This window comes from Paenibacillus radicis (ex Xue et al. 2023) (assembly GCF_024722015.1).
Classification (GTDB): domain Bacteria; phylum Bacillota; class Bacilli; order Paenibacillales; family NBRC-103111; genus Paenibacillus_S.
Window position 1 is genome coordinate 156,166 of sequence record NZ_JANQBD010000012.1, and the last position, 25,877, is coordinate 182,042.

Sequence of the window (25,877 nt, forward strand, 5' to 3'; positions counted from 1 at the left end):
GGGGCCCTTTGTATAATCCTGACGTACCTCCAGATCCCCCGCCCTGTAGCCATACAGGGAGTGATTAAGGATGGGGGTTATACATTACGTCTGAAATTGAACGGCAGAGCGCCGATATTATTGAATCCCTTCACCACCTATCTAAGTGAACCTGTAAAGTGCTTTGTGTCTAGGTGACAATTTCTCCATAGTGCATTAGTCAAAGAATTAACGGAAGTAATCATTCCGCTAAAGCATGGAAAGCACAACAAACAGAGAGATAACGGAACAACTTCTTCCGTAATCACTCTGTTTTGTTCATTTTACCTCTATTTTCCTCAAATAACGGAATTCCAACTTCCGTTATTGTCTTAAATTGGAGGTGGCAGATTAAATAACGGAACTTTCAGTTCCGTTCAGGACCTTTTGAGCATATAGCTACTTCTCGGCTATCCGAATATAAAAAAGAACTCGTCTAATGAATGATTGAATACGTAAGAATCTCAACCATTCCTAGATTCGTGTTTCAACGGATGTTTGCTTGCGAGATAAGAAAGATGCACTCCGGTTCACCACACTTATACTCTCTAATCTCGCAAAAAATGCAGCCGCAGGTCATACTCCCCTAATTTCCAACGCGCGCGAATCCTGGGCGCGCGTTGCCGCGTTACATGGCGGTCGGTCGAACCCCACGCAGCTGCATTAACCCCTGCCATCCATTCATCGCATCAACAGCCTGCGGCTCACCTTTTTGCTAGGCTGATGAAAGCATGTCCAAAATGGTCGTTTGCCTCCTCCAGCTCCTTCCTGGCTTCCTCATAGCTGATTTGATATTTAATCATCAGGATCGCAGCTCTTGCATCACCTTTAGCCTGATCGGCAATGGTACAAGCGGTCTCCTCGCTCGCCCCGGTAGCCTCCCTAACTATTCGAACCACACGATCCTTCAGCTTGATATTGGTAGCTTGAACGTTTACCATCAGGTTTCCATAAACTTTGCCAAGCTGAATCATAACAGCAGTCGAAATCATGTTAAGCACCATCTTAGTGGCGGTTCCGGCTTTAAGCCGGGTGGACCCGGTTACTATTTCCGGTCCTACTGGAACTTCAATGCGATATTGAGCCTCAGCGCTTATAAGCGTGTTGCTGTTGCAGCTAATGGCCACCGTTAAAGCTCCGATCCGATTAGCCTCCTGCAGTGCGCCGACTACGTATTGGGTTGAGCCGCTGGCTGCAATCCCGACAACTGCATCTTTGGATGTCACTTTATTCGCCAGCTCGCGCCTTCCCGCCTCATAATCGTCTTCGGCATTTTCGATGGATCTGGTTATAGCCTTTTCCCCACCTGCGATCAAGCCGACAACAAGTCCAGGATCAACACCGAAGGTGGGAGGGCATTCGGAAGCGTCCAATACTCCCAGTCTGCCGCTTGATCCTGCCCCAATATAAAAAATTCTGCCTCCCGTCTTCACAGCTTGAACAATGGCTTCGATCGCGCTGCTGATTTGAGGCAAGGCGGTCTGTACGGAAAGGGCAACCGTCTGGTCCTCTTGATTCATTAACTCAACCGTTTCACGAACGGATAATTGATCTAAGTGCACAGATTTCTCATTTCTTTGCTCTGTAATCAATAGCGCAGCTTTTGTATTTGCCATCAGTAGCCCTCCTTCCAGGTTGTCATAAACATTCCAGCAGTTCTTCTATTTGATATAAAACATGAGTCGGAATATAGGCGGGAGGATAGGGTGTCGTACGGATATGCGGATTTTCCGCTTTCAGCTTCTCCTCGCAAATTTTCATGAATTCAGCGCTGGCCGCTCGCCTTTGCGGACTCATAGTCCGAAGCGATTCAGGCAGCTTGCGATAAATCATCATGGATGGAATATCCGTTGCGTTGGCTAAATATACGTCATGGTCAAGCCGGTCTCCCACATGAGCAATAATTTGCCCGCTTTCCTGCAGTCCACGTAAAATGTTGACATCAGGCTTGCCGCAGCCTGCCTTCTCAGGTGTAATGATTTCATCAAACCATTCGCTAAGGCCAAGCTCCTTCATCACAGGATATTGATACTTGTAAAATCCGTTAGTTACAGTTGCGAGCGAATAACCTTGTTCCTTTAGCTTTCTTAAAGTGGGGATTACGGCTTCCTCCAGTACGTATATCTTAGGATCAATTGAATGCTTCAGCACCAACTGCTCCACATTGATTTCAAGGTCAATCTGCTGCTCCCTCAGCAGCTGCTGGACCATCTCATCCCAATCGTAAGCTTCTACGGTCCTGTTCTGCTGCATGCGCAGCTCATGCTCGCGTACCAGCGCTTCTGTTGATTTGAATTGCCGCTGCAATTTATTCGAGATGAGCTCCTCCACCTCCGGAAAAACCCATTTTCCAAACGGATTTTGCATTAAAGTTCCATCCAGATCAAACGTAATCCATTTCTTCATTACTTAACCGCTCCTGTCGTCATACCCTCAATAAATTGTTTGGAAGCAAATAGAAATGCCACAATCATCGGGAGAGAGGACAACGTTAACCCGCAGAACAGCAAGTTCCAATCCGTGTCATATTCCCCGAACAACGTCAGCATACCGAGCGGGATCGTACCCAGCTCCGTGCTTTTAATGAAAATAAGCGGGTAAAAGAAATCATTCCAAATTCCAATCAAGTCGACAATGCTGACCGTTGCTAATGCCGGCCTCATCAGCGGCAGTACGATTTTGTAATAAACCTGAAAATCGTTACAGCCGTCTATCCGTGCGCTTTGATCCAAATCCTTCGGCAGCGTCTGGAAAAATCCGTAGAACACAAACACAGCAAATGAAATATGTCCCGCTACATAAACGATAATAAGCGCAGTGAGCGTATCCAGAAGATTCAGCTTCAGCATCATCATATATAACGGAGAAATAGCCAGCTTCATCGGGAGCATCAAACCCAGCATGAAGAAAAACAAGACAAAACCATTCCAGCGAAACGTGTACCTGGATATATAAAAAGCCACCATAGACGAAACGAACAAAATCAGAAGCACTGACACCGAGCTAATATATAAGCTATTTAGAAAGTAATCCGCAAAGTGGACTTTTTTCCATACCGATACATAATTTTCAAACGAAAAGCTGCTTGGCATGCCCAACGGATGCGTTGTAATTTCCTGCTTTGTTTTGAAGGATGAGGTGATCATCAAAAATATCGGGTATATCGACACGAATGTAAAAAAAGATAATATGACATACTTTACCGATTGCTGCAGCCGTAGCGCCATGGATTACCTCCGATGATTTTTTTACTTAATGCTCGACTTCCTTGCGTTTAAAAAAGAACATCGAACCCGCAGTTGCTCCAGAGATCAACAGCAATAAGATAACGGCAAGCGCGGAGCCCAGACCAATAGACTCTCCCCCGCTTACAGAGCCGAACGCTAAACGGTAAAAATAAAGGCCCAGCACATCTGTTGAGAAATACGGCCCCCCTGACGAGCCCTGCATGGCAAAAATGAGTTCAAATGTTTCAAAGGCTCCGATAAACGTTAATATCGACATAATCATTATGGATGGCATGGACAAAGGGATCGTAATTTTGTAAATCATCTTGAAGCCAGAAGCCCCGTCGATTCTCGCAGCTTCATAAATTTCCTGGGAAATGGCTTGCAGGCCGACAAGGAATATAAGGACGGCGAAGCCGAAGCCATACCAGCTGTTCACCAGAATGATCGTGTAAAGAGCCGTGTTCGGGTCCCCAAGCCATGGTTTGGCAAGCTCTTCAAGCCCGATGGTCCTGAGAAATGTATTTAGCGCTCCATAGGTCGGATTCAATATCAAGCTGAACAAAAAGCCAACCACGATGACAGAGAGCAATTTAGGAACAAAAAACAACGTCTTGAAAAGTTCTTTGCCTCTTATTTTACTGTTGATCAGTAATGCCAGCATAAATGCGACGACAAGCTTGGACAGCATAGTCCCTATAAAAAATACTACATTATGTCCTAAAGCCCGGGTAAACGTTTCTTTAAATGGGGATTCAGTAAACAGCCGGATAAAATTGGTCAGGCCAATAAAGTCGCCGCGTGTAAGTCCCTTCCATGAGAAAAAGCTATTGATCAGCGCTTGAAAAATAGGATAAATCATAAACCCTACATAAAAAATCAACCCGGGCAGCAAAAATAGATGGACCATATGCTTCATGAAGCGCCGGTTTTTCCTATTCGGCAGCTTAGATAAGTTGACTTCCTTTTCGCGATCTATCTCTGTACTTGTCATAGGCAGCTCCTTTTGTAAATAAGCTTATTCAACACCCACCCTATGAGTGAAAAAGCGAAGCAAATATTTCATCATGCAGCTGGCGCCGTAAATGTCTGACGGGATTGTCTCGTCCTGAATGGACAGCATTGGTTAGAAAAACGACTGCAAGATCATGGGAAGGATCCAGCCATAAACTCGTACCCGTAAAGCCTGTATGTCCGAAGCTTCCCCGCGGCCATAATGTTCCGCAGCTGTAGGGGATCGCTTGAGTGTCGTCCAGCACCTCCCAGCCCAAGCCTCTGTTTTGAAACGGCTCGTTAAGCGCAGCCTGTATGTAAGCCGCCGGAATAATCCCATACTTATCGGGTGCCAGCCATAAATCCGCGTATTTTGAAAGATCACCTGCTGTTCCGAACAGACCGGCGCTTCCCGAAACGCCCCCTAGATGATAGCTTTTCTCGTCATGTACTTCTCCAATAATATAGGCTCCATCCACAAGCTCTGTGGCAGCAATTCGCTGTCTCAAGGATTCACTTGGATTGAACCCTACATCAGTCATCCCCAGCGGTTCAAATACGACTCTGCGCACATATTGATCCAACGGCTCACCAGAAACGCGGGCGATGATCTCGCCAAGCAATATCATGCCAAGGTCGCTGTATAAAACTTGTGTGCCTGCGGGAGCCAATAGTTCTTGTTTGAAAATATCGTTCAGAACCTGACGTCCTTGCGCCGAGCGCGGCTCAACCGGAAGATCGGCCGGCAGTCCCGAGCTATGCAGCAGCAAGTGGCGAATCGTAACCTGCTCATGTTTAAATGCGGGGATATAGGATCTCACTTTATGCTTCAGGCTGAGCTTGCCGGCAGCCGCGAGCGTAAGGATTGCCGGCAATGTGGACACCACTTTGGTCAACGATGCAAGATCAAATAAAGTATCCAAAGCAATTGTTCTCTCGGCTGTACCGTCTGAATAGGAACCATAAGCTTTATGGAAAAGGACTCGGTTTTTCACAGTTATGCTTATGACTCCGCCCGGTATTTTCTGTTCTTGAACCCAGCCTTCCAGCATTTTATCTACATTATCCATTCCATGATCGCTCCCTACCGTTTCCACCGCCTTTGTATGCGGATTATCTATTTCCAATATCTTTTTGACAGAAAATGCTCTTTGACCAACTTGTATTCGTCCAATCGGACCTGCTCCACGGCGTTTCTGGAATCCGGTGAATGGATCATGCAGTTGTCCCCTGTATAGATGCCTACGTGATGGACATGTCCTTTTCCCTCATCCCGTGCAAAAAACAGCAGGTCCCCCTCCTCTAACCGATCGCGGGGAATCTCCATACCATGACGCGCTTGATCCGAAGCATCTCGAGGAATCAGGATGCCCTGTGATCGGTGTAATTGGTAAGCAAAGCCGGAGCAGTCGAAGCCGAAGGAAGACATGCCGCCCCATAAATAAGGCAGCCCGATGAATTTAACGGCTTGTTCGGCTATGCGATTTCCCGTATGAAATGGAAACAGCTCGTCATTCGGGCCCGAACTAATTCTGACATCCTTCCGGTTCAGCAGTCCAATGCCAAGGGGCGTTTCTACCCGGACGGTTTCATCACTTTCTTCGATTAAAGGAAGCCGGGTTAAAAAGCTTAGCTCCAGCTCCAATGCTCCTAAGGAAAGAATAGCTCGAAATGATGTTACCTCAGCCCATTGCAGCACTGCGGACCGATCCGGCAGCTGGGCCAGTTGACATTTCGGGACCCACCCGGGATAGCCGAGAGGGTTATTGCGGGTGCTTTGCTCGGGAATGCAAATTTTCGCCCAATCCCCGCTCTCTTCCACGACGATAACTTCCGCTCCCAGCAGCATTTGAGTTTGCACACGGTTCCCATCGCAAAGATCCAGCTTATCTTGAATGGATAAACGGCTAATCCAGCCCTCAATATCCGCCGGGTTTTGCAGAGCAGGCTCATCTATATGTCTAGGAGATTCAGCCGATGTCCAAACCGTAGCTACCGAAACTGCCGCTTGCATCTTTACTAACCCGTTCATTACACCGCCCCCATCGAAAAGGGCTTCACGCCCAGAATGCCGAGCCCTGCTTCTTGCGGAAGTATCATAGTCGGACCGTCGTACTTGACCCCGCCTGTTACCAAGTCATGAAGCAGCATGAGGGGTGCGTCGAGATCGACCCGGGTAATATTTTTTTTGCTTGCAGCAAAATGGGCAGCAGCCGTAACGGCTACTCGCGATTCGATCATGCTGCCGACCATGCATTCAATGCCGAATTCTTCCGCCATTTGATTGATGAGCTGCGCTTTATAAATACCGCCGGATTTCATAAGCTTGATATTTAACATATCCGCGGCACGACGCCTGATGATTTCGAAAGCCTGCAGAGGAGAGAACACACTCTCATCTGCCATAACAGGCGTTTCCACAGCATCCGTTACACGTTTCAAACCGTCAATGTCATGTGCTTTCACGGGCTGCTCCACCAGCTCGATATTCAAACCCATATCCTCCATACGACGGATCGATCGGATCGCTTCCTTGGCTTGCCAGCCTTGGTTGGCATCGACCCGAATTTTGATTTCACTGCCTACACGCTGGCGAACCTCACGAATTCGCTCTATATCTTGTTCGATCGAATCTTTGCCCACTTTGATCTTCAGCACGCAGAACCCCGATTTCACATATCGAACGGCGTCCTCACCCATTTCTTCCGGAGAATTAACACTTACCGTGAAATCCGTCTCAAGCCGATCTCTGTAGCCCCCAAGAAACTTGTATAACGGCATGCCGCTGAGCTGGCTTATCAAATCATAAATAGCCATATCAACAGCCGCTTTAGCACTGCTGCAGCCGACCATCGATTGATGCATCGCTTGCAGCAGCTGCTCATATGCAAGCACATTCTTGCCAAGCAAAAGCGGAGTGAACGTTCCGGCAATCGCCGCTTCAATACTTTCCAAGCTGTCTCCGGTTATAACAACGGTGGGTGGGGCTTCTCCCCACCCCACTCTTCCGTCGTTTAATGTGATGCGAATCAGTACAGATTCAGCGTGATGAACGGTTCGCAGAGCTGTTTTAAAAGGCTTGATCAGAGGAACAGACTGGCGCACTGTGTCGATGCTCCGAATTTCCAAATTGCCGCCTCCCTTGCATGTTCGTAGAAATTTTGCAGTAAACTTAACTTGCAGGTTAACCGTATTTTGTATTATTTCTGCGGTTTAAACCATTTGTCAGCCGATGCTTGTGTATCCTCAGCCACTTTCTCAGGGGTCAATTTGCCAATATACATGCCCTGCAGCGAGTCCTCGAATGTCGTCTTTGTCGTAGGCGTGCCTTGACTGAAGCCTGTGAGCAGCAAGTAAGGGGTGCTATTCTTCTCGTTAAGCGCGGCCATTTTCTTAAGCTGCGGATGCTTAGGCTCAACCCCCTTGATTGGGCTAACTCGGGTAAGCTCATCACTGAACATTTGGCCAAACTTCTTGGATGCCAGGAATTCTATAAACTTGGTTGCTTGCTCCTGGTACTTCGAGCTTTTGGCAATACCGTAGGAGCCGTCTACCCAGGCAGCGATTTGAGCAGGCTCTCCTTTTTTGGCGGAAAAGCCTGGCATGAATTCGATAGGGAATGCTACTTTGTTGGCTTCGAACGTCTCGAGCCTTTGGCTTCCGTTAATGTACATTGCAGCTTTGCTCGTATAGAATAACCCCTGCGCGTCTTTATCTTCAATAGCTATGAAGTCTTTCGGGAAAAAAGTCTCCAGCTGCTTCATACGCTTGATGGATTCGACGAATTTAGCATCCTTGAAGTTCGTAGAGCCTTTGAGCAGCGATTGCAAATATTCAGTTCCTCCGTATGCGCTTGGACCAATTACGGTATGAGTCGTAGAAAGTAAATAAGCAGCTTTACCGGATTGAGCGATTGGAATAATATTTTTGGCTTTTAGAGCTTCACATGTTTTCACGAATTCTTCCCATGTTTCCGGAATCTGCAAGCTGTTGTCGTCAAAAATCTTTTTATTATAGAAAATAACCGCATTGTTTAACATTAAAGGAATGCCATATACTTTATTGTCTGTACCTCTCGCCGCATCCAAATAGCTATCCGTGAAATTCTCGATACCTTTCACCTTATCCACAGGAGTCAAATAATTCGCATCCGCAAGAGCTTTGGCGCCGTCATAAGGCCGAAGCTGCAAAATATCTACGCCTGTGCCCGATTGCAGAGAGTTGGCCAAAATTGTGTTGTACTCCGTCGCTTTGAAGGGCTTGAATTCCACCTTAATATCGGGATTGTCTTTCTCGAACTCTGCAATAAACTTTGCGTAGCCGTCTTTATCTTCAGGTCTCCAGCTGTACATAACCAGCTTTACGGGATCGCCTTTCGGCTTAGCTACTTCGCCGCCTGCGGCAGGCTTATTAGCCGCCGGGTTGGTAGCGCTTCCACCGCTGCAAGCACTAACGATTGAACTCAGCAGCACCAGCATAGTACCGAATAATAGTTTATTCCTTTTCATGTTATCAGTCTCCCTTTTTATAAATTTACAATTTCTTAACAAAAGTATATTAAATTTTATTACTTGATGTAAAGGTATTTTTGAAATTTTATTTCTTAGTTTGTAAAATTCACAAAAAAAAACCGACTGCTTGGTAGCAATCGGCTTGTGTCTTGTTCAACCTATCCTTATTATAGGATGTTTTTGCGGATAAATCGCTCTCATCAGACGCACCAAATTATCATAGGACATCGCAACACAGCCTGCAGTAGGGCTGTTCTCACCTTCCCATTGGTGCATAAAAATAGCGCTCCCTTTTCCCTTAATAATAGGAGCCATATTATATTTGACAATAATAGCATGCGTATACAATCGATGGTTCAATCTTTCGAAGGATTTCCAATGATCCGATGGATTTCCTTCGTAATGCATCCATTGGTTATAATCATCGGAATACTGATCATCAATCCAGTAGTCATAGTTAGTGACTTGATGATAAGGAATGATGATTCCAGCAGGAGCTTGTTTTGTACCGAACGATTCGCCAAGCTCATACATCCCCTTCGGAGATTTCCCATCGCCTTCGGTTTTGTCATTAGTGCTTCCGTTTCTCCCTATGACAGCAGGGAAGCTCTCCATCGTTTGAAACCATTGTCCATTAATCTTTTCAAACAGCTTCACAGTTGCGTGAAAAGAGCCGGGATTTTCCGGTTCCACAACAATGACTTGCTCGCTTCCAAGCATAGGATCATGCATGTCCGGCCTTTGATTGTGAACCATAAGCAGTCCTCCAAAAATGGTATAACTGTTAGTTTCAACAAAACAAAGTAATTTCCTGTTTATAAGTGAGCTTCTTAAAAGAAAAACTCTATGAACCGAACTTTTCAAAGATGGGTCTGCAATCGTTATTTCATAATGTACCCTGACTTGCCGACCGCTATGCTCCCTCAACTAAATAATGTTTTCATGCTTTTAGACGCCCATGTCCGCAACATTGTTATTCTCCAAAAGTCAGGTCAGGGCATCCACGAAATGAATGCAGGTGTAAACAATAGAAGAGCCTCGTACTATTTACGTCGTCAAGAAGCGCTGCTTAACCGCGGCTGTTCGTAGTCATCGGGCAAGCTTTTTAAGAACCCAGACTTCGGCATGAAGGCAGCAGATACATACTGGATACAATAACTGCATACAATAGCTGCAAAATAACGATCAAGACAAGGATAAAATTACTACCGACTTCAACGAACATTGTTCTTTACGAACAGTGTTCGTTATGATATAAATAAGACATAGCAATCATAATCTAACTTTGAGGTGTTGATAATTATGACAATAGAACAAGTAAAGGAAGAACAACGCATAGCAATTGTAGGAGCAGGCCCAGGCGGGCTGACGTTGGCCCGGATTTTGCAGCAGCATGGAGTAAAGACCGTCGTTTATGAACGAGAGCCCGGTCCTCACAGCCGCCAGCAAGGCGGTTCATTAGACATCCATCACGATTCCGGACAAATGGCTCTAAGAGAAGCTGGTTTATTCGAACAATTCGAAGCGCTTGCCCGATATGAAGGAGAAGACTTCCGCCTTCTCGATAAAACCGGCAAAGTCTATATAGATGAGTTCGCTGAATCCCAAGGCCAGCGTCCCGAAATCGATCGCGGAACGCTTCGCGAGCTTCTACTAAATTCTCTCGACCCTGATATCATTCAATGGGGGCACAATTTAGTCCAAGCTATCCCTATGGAAAATGGTAGGCATGAGCTTCACTTTGAGAATGGTCATGTGGATACCGTCCACCTTGTTGTGGCTGCAGACGGTGCCTTTTCCCGGATTCGTCCACTCCTCACGGATTCCGTACCTGCCTATTCCGGACTTAGCATGGTTGAACTCTATCTGGACAATGCAGCTATCGATCATCCAGAGATCGCTGCTTTTAATAGACGCGGAAAAATGTTTGCTCTTGCGGACCATAAAGGCATAGTGGGGCAATTGAACGGAGACGGCCGCATTTGCGTATATTTGGCATTTCAAATTGAACAAGAGTGGCTGGATACCTGCGGTATTCCGTTCGATCAGCCCGAGGAGGCGAAACGACAGCTGCTGAAGCATTTTGATGATTGGGACGAATCTCTTCAGAATTATATCCGATCCGCTGATGGCCCCATGATCCCGAGACGCATCTATATGCTGCCTGTCGGCCTCAAATGGACCCATAAGCCTGGTGTCACGTTGATCGGCGATGCTGCGCATTTGATGTCTCCTTTTGCCGGAGAAGGCGTGAACCTGGCTATGCTGGATGCCATGGAGCTCGCTTTGTCTATCGTCCAGCATGGTGATCTCGATAAGGCGGTAGAAGCCTACGAGATGAAAATGTACGACTACTCCTCCAAATCAGCTGAGGAATCGGATGCGAATCTCAAGCTTATTTTCTCCGATGATGCGGCAGCCAAATTAACGGATCTGATGAACCAGTATTATGAACAGCAGTGAATCACTCTACCTACATTTTTCTATTACATTCGAGCTGCTATAAAGGAGAAAACTATGAATAATCCACCTAAAACCGTGATCAGCCGTCGTTCGCGGCCTGCCAAGGAGCCGCTAAGCAAAGATCTCATTGTGAAAACGGCCTTGGAATTATTAAAAAATGAAGGCTCAGCCGGGTTGAGCATGCGTAAAATCGCCAAAGCGTTGGATACCGGCCCCTCTTCTCTATATGTATATGTCACGAACCTACAGGAGCTTAGCGCTTATGTGTTGGACTATGGACTGGATAAGGTCGTATTTCCAAGCTCTCAAGACGGTTCCTGGAAAACAAGGCTATTCGATGTGCTGAACTCGTATTTAACGGTTCTATACGAATCCCCGGGTATTGCCGAGCTCTCTCTAACTACGATTCCAATAGGTCCTCACTCGTTAGCGATCACGGAATACATCCTTCAACGTTTGCAGGAAGGAGGAATCCATTCCACGTCAGCAGCATGGGGTGCAGATCTATTGCTTTTATATGCTTCTTCCGTCGCGTTCGAACAATCCTCCCGCGATCAGAAAGGGACAACGCTGCTTGCTATTTCCTCTTCTTACCAATCGTTGGATGCCATTCAATATCCGATGATTGCAAGTTTGAGGAACGAGATGACCTCCTCTGATGGTGAAGAACGGTTTCGTTGGGGGCTAGAGGTGATCTTGCACGGAATTTTACTAAAGCAAGAATAGAATAAGAAAAGCTTCTGATCGAAGCCCTTTCGAGGAAGATACATTCGTGTCTTAGCGGTGGCTTTTCTTGTAATATTAGAAAGGTGAACCTCCGGTTCGAACTTATACTTTCTAAATATTATCAGAAAAAACGGAGTTTCCCTTTATATAAGAAAAATTCCGTTTTTTTAGTTTCTTATGAGAATCGTAGAAGTTTATTATTAGCGTACTTGCTTAATCCCTTCAAACTGAATATACTTCTCCAGCCACTCGATATCCTGACTTTTGTAGTAGGCTAACAATTTTTGTTTCTTTGCTAATAATTCTTCATCTAATTTTTTCTTAGTAGTATCAAAAACATATAAGTTTTTGTCTACCAATTGTTGAACAAGCTTCGATAAAATTATATGTTGAGTGTGCCCGTATTCCCCTGCCAAATTATGTGTGACAACTTTTTCTATTGAGCCCGAGCATCGAGCAAGCAACTCGGCTAAATCCGGCTTTAAACGATGCTGATCAAAATCCCCGTCCCATTCATCCTTGTAGTTCCAGATTTCAAATTCAGCATGAATCTTCTTCATTACTTTCTTGAACTCCCTGCATCTTACCTTGTTATCGCCGTTTGTAACACAAATAATCAACCAACCCTTCTCTAGAATTAACTGAGCTCCACCAAAAATTGTTTCATCATCGGGATGTGCAACAATCATTAATTTATCGTAGCTCACAAACCTCCATCTCCCATACTTTCTTTTTATATATTTGAATTATTTCAGTGGTCACTATAGAAATTTCCATTCTTTTAATAACTTCTCTCCTCATTTTTTTACTCCAGTGAATATCTTGTTCTTTAAGGCACAGGCCTTCTATGACAGCCTTTGTTATACTGTTTTGTTCCAAGGGCAGATAGCTTTTATGATCACAAAAATAATATCTCATTGCCTTTCTGAAATTATCTGGTGTAACTAAGCCAAAAGTCCCCATCGTGCCGATGGCAATTACCGGACACTCACAAGAGATGGCTTCCAACGCCACTCTTCCTGTTCCCACTACATAGTCACATGTCGAATACAGGTCGGACATATCGTTTCGATTTCCAATATATTGAATTCTCTTTAAACTATTCGTCTGGTTAATGTACGTATTAATTTCTTCTGCGTTCATACCGCCACCGGCGATAAGAAGACGCACATCGGGAAACGCTTCAAATACATTTTGCTCACATGCCATTAATAACAGCTTACAAATTTCATACTTCTTTTCTTCCAATCTACTGGCATACAAAATAACTTTGGAGTGTTCGGGAATATCTAATTGTTCTCTAAGATCTGATTTTTTCACACTAAATTCTTTCGTATCAATCCCATTTGGGATGTAACTTGAATACAAACCTTTCTTTTCCAACCATTTCTGAACAGGTATACTAACGCTGATTATAGTAGGCTTAATTGAATATTTAAGAAGTAACTTACTAAGAACCGAGTCATTATAGTAGATTCCATGTATCGTGTAAATCAAAGGAATATTTAGTTTCCTGCATAACTGCATAGCATAAATGCCACTGCTTTCCATATGGGCGTGAATCACATTAATTTTGTTTATTCGAATCCAATCCTCAAATTTCTGACTATGGATTTTATAGTTATAGATTTTACATGAGAGCATTCTGAACTTACTTTCCAATGGCCCCGAATCTCCAGCTACATACACGGATACCCCTTGCTCTAATAATGCTTGAGTAAGGGATAGTACATGCGTTTCTGTACCCCCAATGTCAAAAGCGTCCAGCATCATAAGCACCCTTACCTCTTGATCGTCCAATGATCCCAATGTGGCCATCCCCTTCAAATAATGGAGGTAACATCTGTAATCTTTGTATCTTAATATAGGATGAAGGGACCTATTGGAAAGAAACGGCCTATAACTATGCCCTTCTAAATTATTGTCCGCCATGATTTCAAAAATAACCCGAGGCTAAGCCTCAGGTTATTGTCTAAATCCCCTATGTTTGTGCGTATGAGGGAGTCCAGTATGGGATTATGCCGATGATGAAGTCACCTTCCTTTCAAGGAGATGCCTAACGGTGGTCGGAACACGATCATCAAAAGCAGGTTATCTCGGTTACGGAACGTCATTCCGTTATTTGTTCGGCAACCATCGAATTCATGATTTTACGGAAGTACGATGCGTTATTTCCTCTCTATTCCGCCCAAATGCAACATTTGGATGTAAATAAAGCATTTTACTTCCGTTCAACCTTAATGATCACTTGCATATGACAAAATAGCGTATCCACGTTCCCCCAGTGAGGAGCAGCAGTAATTGGAATCACCAGACACTATGCTCGAAAGCTAATTCGTTGTCAAATAAGACCGTTATAGTTCCTTTATTGCCTCGAAAGCATCAAAAACAGAGAGTTTACGGAAGCGTTAGTTCCGCTAACTCTCTGTTTTTGCACATATCACCCCTGCTTTCCCCAAATAAAGGAATTCCCGCTTCCGCTATCGCCCTATATTGAAGCCCCCAGCTTGAATAGAGGAACTATCAGTTCCGCCGATCCTTCATCTATGTGCTAATCGAGCTGGTGAACTACTCCTATAACTCCGGATTACGCCCGTGCTTTCTTTCTATTCTTGTTCTTGCATTTAGCCCGTAGCTATTCACGGCTTCCGCTGTAGGTGCACACGGATCAACAGTCCATTCCGGACCATGCCCAAGAGCGAAGACAATCTCCTCACCTTTTAGCAGCTGCAGCCTGATCAGCCCCTCACCGATAGGCTCAATTTGAGCCTTAGAACCGGTAACTACCTGATAAGACTCTGAAATTCCTGTTCTCAGCAAGCATGGCTCTCCAGCTAAGCTTTTAATTCGAACAAACTGAGTAACGCCTTCTTTTCTTACGGCGCTAACCAGGAACCCGCCTTCCGCACACATATCATGGATGGCGGCATCCTTCCATGCTTCAGGTACTGCTGGAAACACGCGAATCGTGTTGCCCCAGCTCTGGAGAAGCATATCATGAATCGATTGCGCAGCAGAGAGCGGGGTTTCAATAACGGGCCCAAGTTCCCGGTACATCGTAGTTGGAGATAAAAAGCCTTCCCATAGGCGCTTTAAATAAGCCAATGCCCTATCGCCGTCTCCAAGCCCTGCCGATATGGATGCAGAGCCTGTACACGAATAGCCTTCCAAATATTCCGGCTTGCTCTGCCAGTGCAGGAGCGATTTCTCGATGCGCTCTCTATTCCCCGGCTGTTCAGCGTGAATTAAATATAATGGATAGATCATAAGTAAATGGGAGTAATGACGATGCGATTTCTCATAGGATTGGTCCCTGCCGATCAGGAAGCCTTCACTGTCGTTCTCAGGATATTCGGTGAGCTTCTCCAGTACTTCGCCCCATCGCGCCAGCAGCTCATCTCGGATACCAAGTCGCTTGCAGCTGTATATGAGAGCTTCACATCCCCATCTCAGCAGAGACAGATCATAATTGCAGTCTTCCATCACTGCACCGTATTCGGGCGATGAGGTTGCCAATAAGTGCAGTCTCTGCTCCTCATCCTCGTACAAAAAGTGCAAATAATAATTAATAGAACGCCGCAGTAACGGATACAGCACCTCTTCGAGATAGCTGTCATCCATAGTCATCCGGTAGTAGAGCCAACAGTCATGCAGTGCCCATGTTAAATTCCCTGCTTCCGCGAAGCCGGATTTTACAGTTCCGGGTACAACTACCGGAGCCAATAAATCCAGTGCGGTTGATGTCGGAATACCTGCGGAATCATGACGGTACGGTTCAGCAACGTTGCTTATCAAGCTATCCAACCCGCTATGCAAGGCTCTCCATAAGGATTGCGCCAATGGCAAACGGTTGGAGGCGAACAGCGGCCAATAGCTTAATTGTACATTCAAATTCCAGGTAGCGTACGGCCATGGAGTTTCATCCAGCCAAGGTCCCTGGTTATCGATAAGGGCACGGTCTGCCCGGGTAGCCGAAAATAATTTATACATTTGAATCCAATAAAAGCTCTCCAGCTGCGTATCGGAAAAAGAAACAAAGCTTAACGGGTAATACTCGTGCCAAGAATGGCGGTGAGACTCCCATAGTGATTCCGATGCAATGGCTGCAACTTGTTTAACTGTAGCCCATGCATCTTTGTCGGCAATTTCTTGCGGATAGCTGTGAGCTACACTTACAATGAGCAAGCGTCTATCATCCGTCGTTTTTTCTATCCAGGCCGTAGCCGTTTGGCCCCCTGCCGATAAGGGCTGAACCGATAAGGATATTGCCTCCTCTTGCCGGAACAAGCTTCTCGGATTAGGCGAATAGGAAGCCATTGTTCTCGTACTGTCTCCATGGCGCAGTCCATAGGATTGTCGCGGACTTACAGCTTCGGCGGCAAACCATTGCCAGAAGCAGTTCTTTTCCCCTGAATCGGGCTTGGTTTCTACTAAAATAGCCAACTCTTCCGAATGGACGATTGCCTTAATATCAACTTGACCTTTATCCGTGAAAATAGTTCCGTTAAGCTCAGCATTCCATAACTCAAGCCTCATCTGGCAACCCGTAACATTCCCTTCGAAAAACAATAGAAAATGTCCAATAGGAAGCCTTGCTCTGCTAAAACCCGGACTGCCGTGAGAATCATCGCGATGGTCCTGCACATCACTCCGATAAATCTCCAGATGCCAAGCAGCTTTCCCCGGTTCCTTGAACAGCATGGCACCCATCAATCCGTTACCCAAATAAGGGCTGTCCTCCCACTTCTCCGGACAACGGTCCCAGATCAGATCATGCTTGGCAAGAAATTGCGGCCAATCCACATTCAGCTTCACATTTGCAGGTCCCATCCTGTCACCTACTCCTTCACAGATCCCAAGGTAGCACCTTGAATAAAGTATTTTTGCAAATAAGGATACAATATCACGATCGGCAGCGTCGAGAAAATAATGACCGCAGTCTGCAAAGTCTCGGGATTGTACGGCAGCATGACATTGCTTAATGATCCCATGATCGTTTCCTGGTTAACGATATATTCTCTCACTTTTAGCTGGAGCGGGTACAGCTTCGTATTTCGGATAAACAATATGGCATGGTAAAAAATGTTCCAATACGCAACAGCATAAAATAACCCTACTGTCGCCATGACCGGCTTGGATAAGGGCAGAACAATGCTGAACAAGGTACGGAAATCGCCGCAGCCGTCCATCTTGGCAGCTTCTCCGATTTCACCCGGTATTTGTTGGAAGAAGGTTCGCACAATGATCAGATTAAATGCCGATATACCACTAGGGATGATGAGAGCCCATATACTGTCAAGCATGCCAAGCCCTTTAATAGTCAAAAAGTACGGAATCATCGGGGGATGGAATATCATCGTGAAAACGATGCCGACCATAATCGGCTTGCTCATTTTAAACTCAGACTTGGATATCGAATAAGCAAGCATAACCGTGATCAACATACTAAACAAAGTGCCCACTACCGTAACGAACAAGTTAACGCCGAGCGCGGTCCACAAATCATTTTTGGCCAATATAAATTGATACGACGCCAGTGTAAACTCAACCGGCCAGAAGGCGATATGCCTTCCTTCTACCTGAAGCGGAGAGCTCAATGAAATAGCCGCCACATGAACCAACGGCAGGAACATCGTTAAAGAAATAGCTAGCAGTACGAAATAATTGGAATAATGAAACACGTTTTCGCCAAACGATCTTCTTATCATATTGCTTCTTCTCCTTTCCTAGAAAAGACCTTGTCCTGTAGTTCTCTTGGATAATAAATTTGCGCCCCATAAGAGGATAAATCCTACCAGTGATTTGAACAAGCCGATTGCCGTTGTCACACTGTAGTTTCCTTCCTGCACGCCCGAACGGAAAACATAAGTATCCAGAATATCGCCCACAGAAAATGTCATTGGAGTCAATAAAACATAGGATTGCTCGAAGCCAAGCTCCATAAAATTACCAATTTTGATCAAAAATAAAATCATGATCGTAGGCGCCAGGGAAGGTAGAGTAATGGAGAACAATTGCCTCCACTTGCCTGCTCCATCCACAGTTGCCGCTTCATATAGATTAGGATTGATGCCTGTTAAAGCCGCCAAATAAATAATCGCGTTCCAGCCCACTTCTTTCCATATTGAAGAAACGGTAACAATAGTACGGTAATAAACTTCCTTTTGCATAAACAGGATCGGATCACCGCCAAATAACGTTACGAGCTTGTTCATCACCCCATTAGTGGATAACACTTCAAACATAATCCCGCCAATAATAACCCAGGAAAGAAAATGCGGAAGATAGAAGAAGGTTTGAACCGTCCGTTTAAAAAGCTTCTGCTTCGCTTCGTTAAGAAGAAGTGCCAGCACCAGTGGAGCCGGGAAGCCGAACACCAACTGGTACAAGGCAATAAGCAGTGTGTTTCGTAAAATGCTTAAAAACTCGGGGTAGCTGAAAATAAATTCAAAATGCTTAAATTCGACCCACGGGCTTTTCCAGAATCCGTTAAATATTTGATAATCCTGAAATGCGATTAAGGAGCCTAATACAGGCACATAACGAAAAACAAAAAACCATAAAATACCAGGAAAAGCCAATATATATAAAGCCCAATGCTTTCTTATATTGTCCAAAATCCGTTGATTCAAGGTCTCCTTCTTGTTTCCGGAACGGGCATTCTGAGGCTGTGTTACTGCAGTTTCCAAGGTCCGTCCTCCTATTCTGGGCAAGGTTAAGGCCATATCCGTATGATTACGGGTATGACCTTGTCTAATTATTTTTTATTTACTTTCGAATACCATTCATTTGCCTTCTTGGTTACTTCATCACCGCCGGATTTTTTCCACTTTTCTACAAACTCATCAAATTTTTCGATTGGATAATCGCCCATAATGATTTTAATTGCATATTCCTGGAAAATCTTATGAGTGCTAATATCTCCGAAGCCATCGAAAACGCTGTTAGGCATACCGTCTGCTGGAAGCAGCTTTTGAGCAGGCTGGGAGATTTCCCACATAGCAGGAATTTTTTTGCCGTATTCCGATTGGTTTATAGCGACAATTTTTTTACGGAAATCCATATCCCAATAAGATAAGCCGCTTAAAGCGAACTCTCTGGATTTAATTTGAGCCGGTGTATCCTTCTCAGCCAAGTACTTTACTTGACCGTTCTCTTTAACCCATGTTTGATTTTCTTGGCCATATAATTGGAAGTTCTTCCCTTCCTCTGTATACCACCAATCCAAATATTTCAGTACGTTAGCTGCGTTCTTCTCTGCGCTCTTAGGAATCATATAATCGACAAAGCCCATTGCTTTCTGGGAAACAAAACCTTCGTAGCCTTCGACCTTAGGCACAGGGATGACGATCACGTCGGCTTTCGGGTTTTTCTGCTTCATTGCATTGAAGTTAAGTGTTCCCTCGCTTGGAATATGGAACCACATTCCCACTTGATCATTTTTAATTTTGGCGGACCAGGTATCGCTCTTGTTCAAGAAGGTCTCATTATCCAAAAGCTTCTCTTTATAAAGCAATTTAATAAACTCTAAAGATGCTTTCATGTTAGGTGTAATCCCTGAGTAAACAAGCTTCCCATCGACTAAGTTCCAATCCGGGTAGCCTTCATACATCCCCACTCCATACATGGAGAACAATTCATCCATCCATCGTGCGCCTTCACGTCCGCTTGTAGGGAGTTCATCCTTTTGCCCATTGCCATTTGGGTCCTTATCACGGAACGCCTTCAGCACTTCAACAAGCTCCGCTTGCGTAGTCGGGACTTTCATGCCAACAGCATCAAGCCAATCCTTACGCATCATGATGCCTAATCTTGGAAAGAGATCATATTTAGGAAGGTAATATATTTTACCGTCCGGAGATGCCGCCCGCACTTTATCCCAAGCTTCTTTGGGCATCGTTTTCCACAAGTTAGGAGCATATTTCGGAAGCAGATCGTCAAGAGCCAGTGCCGCGCCTTGCTTAATCATAATTTGATCGATATTACCGCCCTGTCCATTCGGTCTCAATAGATCAGGAAGATCTCCGGAGGCAATTAATGTCTGGACCTTTTGCGTGTAATCATTCCATGGGAAGGTTTCGATTTTCAAGTTAACACCGATCTTATCGGATACATACTTGATATCAGCATCTGATGGTGTAGAATCAGGATCAATCGGTCCTTTAATAATGCGAATAGAATCCGCCGCTTTCGATTTGTCGGCGCTGCCCTCAGTCGAATTCGTCTCCGTCTTGCTGCATCCAGCTAGCGCTCCTGCCAGAACCAGGCAAGCAGCCATTAATAGAATGCCTTTTTGTCTTTGATTTTTTTTCACGATAAACCGCCCCTCGCAATTTAAATAATGAATGTAAAGCCTTGATTTAAATCCTAATGGAATGTGGACAGCCGGGCAACGGTTCATATTCTCAGGCATATGCAAATAGCAAAAAACCGGGGCTTTTTAATATAAGCATACCGGTTTATTTTAAGCATATCCCTTGAGCAGCCTGCAGTTGAAGGCTATTACGACTGTTCTTTCAGCCAATCCCTATACTTTCCGGGGGTCATGCTTTTCATATTTCTAAAGACCCGAATAAAGCTATTTTCATTCTGATAACCAACCATTTCGGCGATTTCAAAAATTTTATAATCCGTTTCCTTAAGAAGCATTTCCGAATGTTCAATTCTCAGCTTGGTGAAATAATCATAAACGGTTTGTCCGGTTTCCTGCTTAAACAACTGGTTGGCCTGATAAACACTAAGCTGCGCCGAATCCGAGATATCCTTGACTCCGATATTTTCACTTAGATGCTCCAGCATAAAATCAATCATCCCCTGGATGGTCATATTCGTTTTGCTTACTTGTTTCTCTTGGAATTTGGATAAAATTTGACTGACTATGCCATTAAAATAGTTCCTCAGATCATGAATGTCCATTGAGTTAATTTTGGGGTAAAAATAAGGCTTCATAACCGCTTGAATGGGTCTGCCTAATCCTTCGGCCGTTTTCTCCAACGAAATCTGAAGCTTCTCAAGGGCAGCCATCACGGCCACCGGCGAACTGTTTTTTTCAGAGATAACATTGAATAAACGATCGATCCCGAGCCATGCCTGTGAGTCGTTCCCCGTTTGGAGAGGCTGACAGACCGCTTGAATGAGTGCTTCATCCACATCTTCCTTTACTCTTTCCTCCTGTGCCTTTGCTATATACACATTGCCGTATCCGTGATAAAGCCGTTCAAATAAAACTATGTTCGATTGCCGGTAAGACTGCGATAAATGTAATACATCGTGGGTCGGTTCGCTTAGACCGATTGAGACCGACATATTTAAATACCTCAGCGCTTCATCGACTACTCTGCCGCATATCCCTTCCATATCATCGACATTCTCATGGTGAGGCTGCAAAAGTAAGTAAAACCCTTCTTTCCCGTGCTGTACCATAACGCTCCGGTTGCTTTCATTAAAGCACTCTGCCGTAATATTTCCAAGAGCATATAACAATAGTTCGGAATCTCCCAGGCTGTAAGGCTTGGACCATTCCATGTAATGATCGATAGAAACAGTCGCTATGTAGAGCGGGCCTTGCTGCCAATCTGCAAAATGGTCCTTCCACTTTTGATACAGCTCCACAGCATCCGCTTGTTCGAAGCAGGCATCTTCAAGAAATCTCTTGCGGATTTCCGGCATGCTGGTTTTGATCTGCTTGGACATAAAGGAATGATCATTCAAAATTTTGGTTGTTAAATTTTCCAAATCAAGCAGCTCGGGCTCATTATACGTTTTTTCAATCGGGATCAAGAGCTTTCTCATCCGTCTGATAGGACGCAGCATTTTGTTATTCGCTATAACGATGAGAGCTACGCTCACGATGGCAAACAAAACCGAAACTAACAATACAGCATTCCGAATCCAATACATGCCTTTAAATAATTGCTGCTCAGGCAAAACGGAAACAAAGCTCCAGCTCGTGTAATCCGATTTCAAAACATACAGCAAATACTTTTGTCCATTGCTATAAAATGTGGGGTTATGTGCGGTATCTGCATGCTTCACAGCATTACCCAGTTGCGCTTCCTGGAGCCCGGCGGCATCCTTAGCCAGAATCGGCTCGAAAGCAGCATCAAAAACAAAATGGCTCCGCCCAAAATCATTTTCAACATAAATCTGACTGGAAAAAAATTTCTGAACAGGGATATTAATGACGAGAATGCCTTTTTTCTGTGCGTTCAAAAGGATAGGTCTGAATAAAGAAATATACATCTCTTTCCGGCTTTTATTTAGCCTCTCTTTGACAACCATCCCCGTTATCGAGTCGATATCCTTAAGCCAGTCACGATCTGCCAATAGATTCATGTTCGAAATATAACCTACCGGATTGCTTGCGGCGATTCTTTCTTTTTCGATATCATATATATAAATGGATTCGATATTGTTGGAAATGCTTGCCGCATTAAGAAAATTGGTAATATTCGTTATTTTATCAAAATCATTTTTGCTGCTCTGAAGGAATTCAGTGGTTGCCGTGTGAAGAATGACCTGTACAGCTGTCATATCCACATTTTTCACAAACTGATCCGTTAAGTCACGATCAATAGTTAATTTGGTCAATTCCGGAACAGCCATTTCCTTCATCAGGATGCTCTTCGAAATTGCATAGGATGCCAGACCAAGAGAAAGTATTAAGACAGAAATGACCAAGGTTAAGGTCACCAGCAATCGTGATTGGGAATTTTTCATCGTATATTTGAGCCAAAATAACAGACGTTTCATGCTTTCTATCCACCTTATTGCTCTAGTCGTAGAAATAAACCCCTTTGTGTTTCCAGGAAGAGGCCCCTCCGACTTATCTTATACTACTTCCCTTAATTTGAAAACAAACGCTGAAAAATTGTCTTAGAATCGCAAAAAAAGAAACCGCGTTGTGGAGTCGTTGTTGTATAATCTGCGTCAGTTCTTGGGGAGGGAGGTTATCTATTGAGGAAAGAACCGTTTGAAAATTCCAAACGGTTCTTTTGTCAAAGCTTTGTATGCGAACGAAACAGGATTGGGTTAGTAGCTAGTCACGAGCCAGTTTGTTTTGGACCAATTCAGCTTTCCAGATCCTGAGCCGTTTGAAGCTGTGAGTCTCGCTTTCAATGTCGATGGATCATCGGGAGTGTAGCTATAAGGCAGGCTCGTAAATCCATTCCAGGAAAATGCTTTGACAGGAGCTGGCACCGGTGCCAGCGGGCTTCCGGAGGTGTCGCTGCTCCCTCTAAAGTTGGACCCATCCAAGGAATAGATGGTATCCAAGGCGCGAATTTTACCGGTATAGGTAGCGTCAGCAGGATCCGCCTGGTTGTTGCGGATTGGAGAAGCAACATCAATCACTACGGATTTCTCAAGCAGAACAGCTCCGCTCTCCGTGGAGATGGCTCCGTTGCTGGTTACGCCGAAATGATAACCTTTGGAAGATAAAGCTGAATCCATCGCAGAAGTAATCTTTTTCTTGGCTGCCCAGGCAGCCGCATTATCCATTACGATGTTGTAAGCATGGGCATTGCCGGCTCTAAGCCGAGGCATACGATCCTGAATGTCTTTGTAATAATTGTGGTGCATCGTTACCTGAAGATCCGCATTGTCAGAGGCAAATTCAGTTGCACCGACAAGATGCCCCTTCTTCTGTCCGGCCGCAATGGCAATCACGTCTGCTTTGCTCAAGCCGATGGCGCTGCTTCTTAAATAAGCGTACATCGGGTAGGCTGACATATTGGCTTCCATTGCATTGATTTGCTGGGTTACCCAACTGTTCGAGCTTCCATCATCCCCTTTGAAGGTGGACCAGGAAATAGTAACGCCGCTGCTGCCTTTTTTCACATCAACAAGTCCATCATAGGCTTTATTGAAGGTGCAATGGTCAATCCAAACTTTGGTGCTGGCTCCTTCAATGGTAATATAATCCCAATCATTTTTATCATAATTCCCTTTTGTCGATTCATCCCATTCCCACAGCTCATCGAATTCCAGGTTGCGGATGATGAGATTGGAGCTGTATTTGATATCCAATGCAGCATGTTTGATTTTAGCTCCGTTGGCGGAGAAAATGGTTAATCCATTGAAGCCGTCAATATAAATTTTACTGACACCGGATGTTTTCAGGACAGGATGCGTCAGAGGTGCATTGTTAGCATTGAAAGGCGACACTTGTGCTGCCGTAGGGATTTCGTTCCAGCCGAGATTGAGGTCATTCATGATCTCAATTACTTTTACACCGGAATTTTTTTTCAGCGCAAGACCGAGGTCTGTAGCATTATAAACCTTCTTGTAGCGTGAGTCCGTCTCCGGTATGTTACCGCCTCCTGTATTACCAACTGAGAAGCCTGCCAAATTGTATTGGCTGAGGGTGCCTGATGGCGGAGGTGTTGGTGTTGGTGTCGGTGTTGGTGTTGGTGTCGGTGTCGGTGTTGGCGTTGGCGTTGGTGTCGGTGTTGGCGTTGGCGTTGGTGTCGGTGTTGGCGTTGGCGTTGGTGTGGAGCCTGCACTATCTGCAACGACAACATCATCAAATTTGGCCACCGTTTTGAATGCAACTAGCCCTATCGCTCCGGAAGTCAGACTGCTGTCCGCAGCAGTTAGCTGCAGAGTTCCGTTAACGTACATTTTGATGGAAGAACCGGCCATCTCCAGCTTCACCGTGTACCATGTACCCGTGGCCAGAGTGAAATTGGTTTTGCTGACTAGAGTAGTTGTGGAGCCGTTTAATTTTTTTCTAATTTCCAAAGTACCGCCGCTGCTGTTATATAAGGATGCTGCATAAAAATTATTACCATCCTGATATCTGCCTGCTACATAAGTTCTATTCGAACCATTGAAATTATCTACCTTCACTTTCGATTCCACACTGTAATTAGTCCAAGTCTGGCTGCCTGCCGAGGTACGACCTTCATCCGTGCTTGATTGGGAATACACATAATTAGTGCCATCCTGAACTACAGACCAGGTACCGCTTGTGGATGTCCAACCATTAGCATTGCCGTCCTCAAAGTTATCACTCAGCAGTGTGGCTGCGCTGGCAGGCACAATTACGAATAAAGAAAAAAGTAAGGTAAGACATAATAGGAATGCGATATTCCTTGTTTGCCGTACTGCAGCTTTCGATGTACCCATGAATGAGCCTCCTAAGTAATATAAATTGTTATTTTCATGCATGATCCCTTTTTGGGAGAAAGATCTCCCACATATTAAAGTTTAATGACATCGCCTCCTCCAATGATGAATCTAGGCTAACTGTCACCCCCTTTCCTAAAAAAATTAAATAAATCAATTAACTGGAAAACCTCCCGCTATTTAGCTAGTTTTTGTATATAATTCGGGTTTATCTGGAATTACTCCATCTAAAAAGGCACATTCACACTTGAAACAGGATTTCCCGTTAAATTAACATGAGTTTTTCCAGCAAATGGTGCCCCCCAATGCAAATCGAAGAAATTAGCATGAGTTTTTCCTGTTAATGTTAATTTCTGTTGGTGTTGATTGGTGCTGGTGGTTGGTTGATGTGTGTGTTGTGCTGGTGCTATTGGCTGGTGTGTGTGGTGCTGGTGTGGTACTGGTGTTGGTGCTTGTGTTGGTGCTGGTGTTGGTGTTGGTGTTGGTGTTGGTGTTGGTGTTGGTGTTGGTGTTGGTGTTGGTGCTGGTGCTGGTGCTATTGGCTGGTGTGTGTAGTGCTGGTGCTGATGTGTGTTGGCTAGTGCTGATGTGTTGTGCTGCTGCTGGTGTGTGTGTTGTGCTGCTGCTGGTGTGTGTGTTGTGCTGCTGCTGGTGTGTGTGTTGTGCTGCTGCTGATGTGTGTGTGGTGCTGATGTGTGTTGGCTAGTGCTGATGTGTTGTGCTGGTGTGTGTTGGTTGGCGTGCGTGCTATTGCTGCTATGAGCGGGTTGCTGATGCAGTGCCGATCGCTATGAAGCAGCTAAATCCAATT

Annotated in this window: 21 protein-coding genes; 4 read left to right on the top strand and 17 right to left on the bottom strand. The window is 44.9% G+C overall.

Going from position 1 to position 25,877, the window contains the following annotated elements; all coding sequences use genetic code 11:
* Positions 1-722: 722 nt before the first annotated feature.
* The 9 genes from murQ to NV381_RS17545 all read right to left on the bottom strand — a co-directional run bounded on the left by murQ (position 723) and on the right by NV381_RS17545 (position 9,505).
* Positions 723-1,634: an N-acetylmuramic acid 6-phosphate etherase gene (murQ, locus tag NV381_RS17505; RefSeq protein ID WP_258214581.1), complete on the bottom strand. Its 912-nt coding sequence runs from the start codon at positions 1,632-1,634 to the stop codon at positions 723-725.
* A gap of 22 nt (positions 1,635-1,656) precedes the next feature.
* The gene (locus tag NV381_RS17510; protein WP_258214582.1) at positions 1,657-2,424 is read right to left on the bottom strand and encodes an HAD family hydrolase; all 768 of its coding nucleotides are present in this window, start codon (positions 2,422-2,424) and stop codon (positions 1,657-1,659) included.
* Entirely contained in the window at positions 2,424-3,245 is an 822-nt protein-coding gene (locus tag NV381_RS17515; RefSeq protein WP_258214583.1) for a carbohydrate ABC transporter permease, read from the bottom strand. The genes NV381_RS17510 and NV381_RS17515 overlap by 1 nt, the downstream gene beginning before the upstream one ends.
* Before the next feature lie 25 nt (positions 3,246-3,270).
* On the bottom strand, positions 3,271-4,239 hold the full coding sequence (locus NV381_RS17520) for a carbohydrate ABC transporter permease (protein WP_419182278.1): 969 nt from the start codon (positions 4,237-4,239) through the stop codon (positions 3,271-3,273).
* Between the two features lie 40 nt (positions 4,240-4,279).
* Positions 4,280-5,308: a serine hydrolase domain-containing protein gene (locus NV381_RS17525; RefSeq protein ID WP_258214584.1), complete on the bottom strand. Its 1,029-nt coding sequence runs from the start codon at positions 5,306-5,308 to the stop codon at positions 4,280-4,282.
* A gap of 47 nt (positions 5,309-5,355) precedes the next feature.
* Positions 5,356-6,270 carry a C40 family peptidase gene (locus NV381_RS17530; protein ID WP_258214585.1) on the bottom strand — a complete coding sequence of 305 codons (915 nt, stop codon included), beginning with the start codon at positions 6,268-6,270 and terminating at the stop codon, positions 5,356-5,358.
* Entirely contained in the window at positions 6,270-7,367 is a 1,098-nt protein-coding gene (locus NV381_RS17535; protein WP_258214586.1) for a dipeptide epimerase, read from the bottom strand. Before NV381_RS17535 ends, NV381_RS17530 begins: the two co-directional genes overlap by 1 nt.
* Before the next feature lie 71 nt (positions 7,368-7,438).
* The gene (locus tag NV381_RS17540) at positions 7,439-8,746 is read right to left on the bottom strand and encodes an ABC transporter substrate-binding protein (RefSeq protein WP_258214587.1); all 1,308 of its coding nucleotides are present in this window, start codon (positions 8,744-8,746) and stop codon (positions 7,439-7,441) included.
* A 156-nt stretch (positions 8,747-8,902) separates the two neighbouring features.
* On the bottom strand, positions 8,903-9,505 hold the full coding sequence (locus NV381_RS17545; RefSeq protein WP_258214588.1) for a L,D-transpeptidase family protein: 603 nt from the start codon (positions 9,503-9,505) through the stop codon (positions 8,903-8,905).
* A gap of 90 nt (positions 9,506-9,595) precedes the next feature.
* Between NV381_RS17545 and NV381_RS17550 the strand changes: the two genes are divergently transcribed.
* From NV381_RS17550 to NV381_RS17560, 3 genes are all read left to right on the top strand, one after another.
* Positions 9,596-9,838: a hypothetical protein gene (locus NV381_RS17550; protein ID WP_258214589.1), complete on the top strand. Its 243-nt coding sequence runs from the start codon at positions 9,596-9,598 to the stop codon at positions 9,836-9,838.
* Positions 9,839-10,051: 213 nt separating this feature from the next.
* Positions 10,052-11,212: an FAD-dependent oxidoreductase gene (locus NV381_RS17555; RefSeq protein WP_258214590.1), complete on the top strand. Its 1,161-nt coding sequence runs from the start codon at positions 10,052-10,054 to the stop codon at positions 11,210-11,212.
* Positions 11,213-11,266: 54 nt separating this feature from the next.
* Positions 11,267-11,938, top strand: coding sequence for a TetR/AcrR family transcriptional regulator (locus NV381_RS17560; protein ID WP_258214591.1), 672 nt, complete (start codon positions 11,267-11,269; stop codon positions 11,936-11,938).
* Positions 11,939-12,138: 200 nt separating this feature from the next.
* Here NV381_RS17560 and NV381_RS17565 read toward each other — a convergent pair whose 3' ends face one another.
* From NV381_RS17565 to NV381_RS17600, 8 genes are all read right to left on the bottom strand, one after another.
* Positions 12,139-12,645, bottom strand: coding sequence for a PIG-L family deacetylase (locus tag NV381_RS17565; RefSeq protein ID WP_258214592.1), 507 nt, complete (start codon positions 12,643-12,645; stop codon positions 12,139-12,141).
* Entirely contained in the window at positions 12,632-13,747 is a 1,116-nt protein-coding gene (locus tag NV381_RS17570; protein WP_258214593.1) for a glycosyltransferase, read from the bottom strand. The genes NV381_RS17565 and NV381_RS17570 overlap by 14 nt, the downstream gene beginning before the upstream one ends.
* Before the next feature lie 765 nt (positions 13,748-14,512).
* Positions 14,513-16,768, bottom strand: coding sequence for a glycosyl hydrolase family 95 catalytic domain-containing protein (locus tag NV381_RS17575; protein ID WP_258214594.1), 2,256 nt, complete (start codon positions 16,766-16,768; stop codon positions 14,513-14,515).
* 8 nt (positions 16,769-16,776) lie between these two features.
* Positions 16,777-17,646, bottom strand: coding sequence for a carbohydrate ABC transporter permease (locus tag NV381_RS17580; protein WP_308861983.1), 870 nt, complete (start codon positions 17,644-17,646; stop codon positions 16,777-16,779).
* 18 nt (positions 17,647-17,664) lie between these two features.
* Positions 17,665-18,627 (bottom strand): ABC transporter permease, encoded by a 963-nt coding sequence (locus NV381_RS17585; RefSeq protein ID WP_419182279.1) that lies wholly within the window; start codon positions 18,625-18,627, stop codon positions 17,665-17,667.
* A gap of 68 nt (positions 18,628-18,695) precedes the next feature.
* Positions 18,696-20,252 carry an extracellular solute-binding protein gene (locus tag NV381_RS17590; RefSeq protein ID WP_258214595.1) on the bottom strand — a complete coding sequence of 519 codons (1,557 nt, stop codon included), beginning with the start codon at positions 20,250-20,252 and terminating at the stop codon, positions 18,696-18,698.
* Positions 20,253-20,440: 188 nt separating this feature from the next.
* Positions 20,441-22,690 (bottom strand): AraC family transcriptional regulator, encoded by a 2,250-nt coding sequence (locus tag NV381_RS17595; RefSeq protein ID WP_258214596.1) that lies wholly within the window; start codon positions 22,688-22,690, stop codon positions 20,441-20,443.
* Positions 22,691-22,969: 279 nt separating this feature from the next.
* A complete protein-coding gene (locus tag NV381_RS17600) occupies positions 22,970-25,066 on the bottom strand; it encodes a family 16 glycoside hydrolase (protein ID WP_258214597.1) in 2,097 nt (698 codons plus the stop codon).
* A gap of 343 nt (positions 25,067-25,409) precedes the next feature.
* Between NV381_RS17600 and NV381_RS17605 the strand changes: the two genes are divergently transcribed.
* Positions 25,410-25,772 (top strand): hypothetical protein, encoded by a 363-nt coding sequence (locus tag NV381_RS17605; RefSeq protein ID WP_258214598.1) that lies wholly within the window; start codon positions 25,410-25,412, stop codon positions 25,770-25,772.
* Positions 25,773-25,877 lie beyond the last annotated feature (105 nt).

Excerpts from the sequence above, each read along its gene's own strand:
- murQ (WP_258214581.1), bottom strand. The coding sequence starts at position 1,634 with ATGGCAAATACAAAAGCTGCGCTATTGATTACAGAGCAAAGAAATGAG.
- NV381_RS17510 (WP_258214582.1), bottom strand. The coding sequence starts at position 2,424 with ATGAAGAAATGGATTACGTTTGATCTGGATGGAACTTTAATGCAAAAT.
- NV381_RS17515 (WP_258214583.1), bottom strand. The coding sequence starts at position 3,245 with ATGGCGCTACGGCTGCAGCAATCGGTAAAGTATGTCATATTATCTTTT.
- NV381_RS17520 (WP_419182278.1), bottom strand. The coding sequence starts at position 4,239 with ATGACAAGTACAGAGATAGATCGCGAAAAGGAAGTCAACTTATCTAAG.
- NV381_RS17525 (WP_258214584.1), bottom strand. The coding sequence starts at position 5,308 with ATGGATAATGTAGATAAAATGCTGGAAGGCTGGGTTCAAGAACAGAAA.
- NV381_RS17530 (WP_258214585.1), bottom strand. The coding sequence starts at position 6,270 with ATGAACGGGTTAGTAAAGATGCAAGCGGCAGTTTCGGTAGCTACGGTT.
- NV381_RS17540 (WP_258214587.1), bottom strand. The coding sequence starts at position 8,746 with ATGAAAAGGAATAAACTATTATTCGGTACTATGCTGGTGCTGCTGAGT.
- NV381_RS17545 (WP_258214588.1), bottom strand. The coding sequence starts at position 9,505 with ATGGTTCACAATCAAAGGCCGGACATGCATGATCCTATGCTTGGAAGC.
- NV381_RS17550 (WP_258214589.1), top strand. The coding sequence starts at position 9,596 with ATGAACCGAACTTTTCAAAGATGGGTCTGCAATCGTTATTTCATAATG.
- NV381_RS17555 (WP_258214590.1), top strand. The coding sequence starts at position 10,052 with ATGACAATAGAACAAGTAAAGGAAGAACAACGCATAGCAATTGTAGGA.
- NV381_RS17560 (WP_258214591.1), top strand. The coding sequence starts at position 11,267 with ATGAATAATCCACCTAAAACCGTGATCAGCCGTCGTTCGCGGCCTGCC.
- NV381_RS17575 (WP_258214594.1), bottom strand. The coding sequence starts at position 16,768 with ATGGGACCTGCAAATGTGAAGCTGAATGTGGATTGGCCGCAATTTCTT.
- NV381_RS17580 (WP_308861983.1), bottom strand. The coding sequence starts at position 17,646 with ATGATAAGAAGATCGTTTGGCGAAAACGTGTTTCATTATTCCAATTAT.
- NV381_RS17595 (WP_258214596.1), bottom strand. The coding sequence starts at position 22,690 with ATGAAACGTCTGTTATTTTGGCTCAAATATACGATGAAAAATTCCCAA.
- NV381_RS17600 (WP_258214597.1), bottom strand. The coding sequence starts at position 25,066 with ATGGGTACATCGAAAGCTGCAGTACGGCAAACAAGGAATATCGCATTC.
- NV381_RS17605 (WP_258214598.1), top strand. The coding sequence starts at position 25,410 with ATGTTAATTTCTGTTGGTGTTGATTGGTGCTGGTGGTTGGTTGATGTG.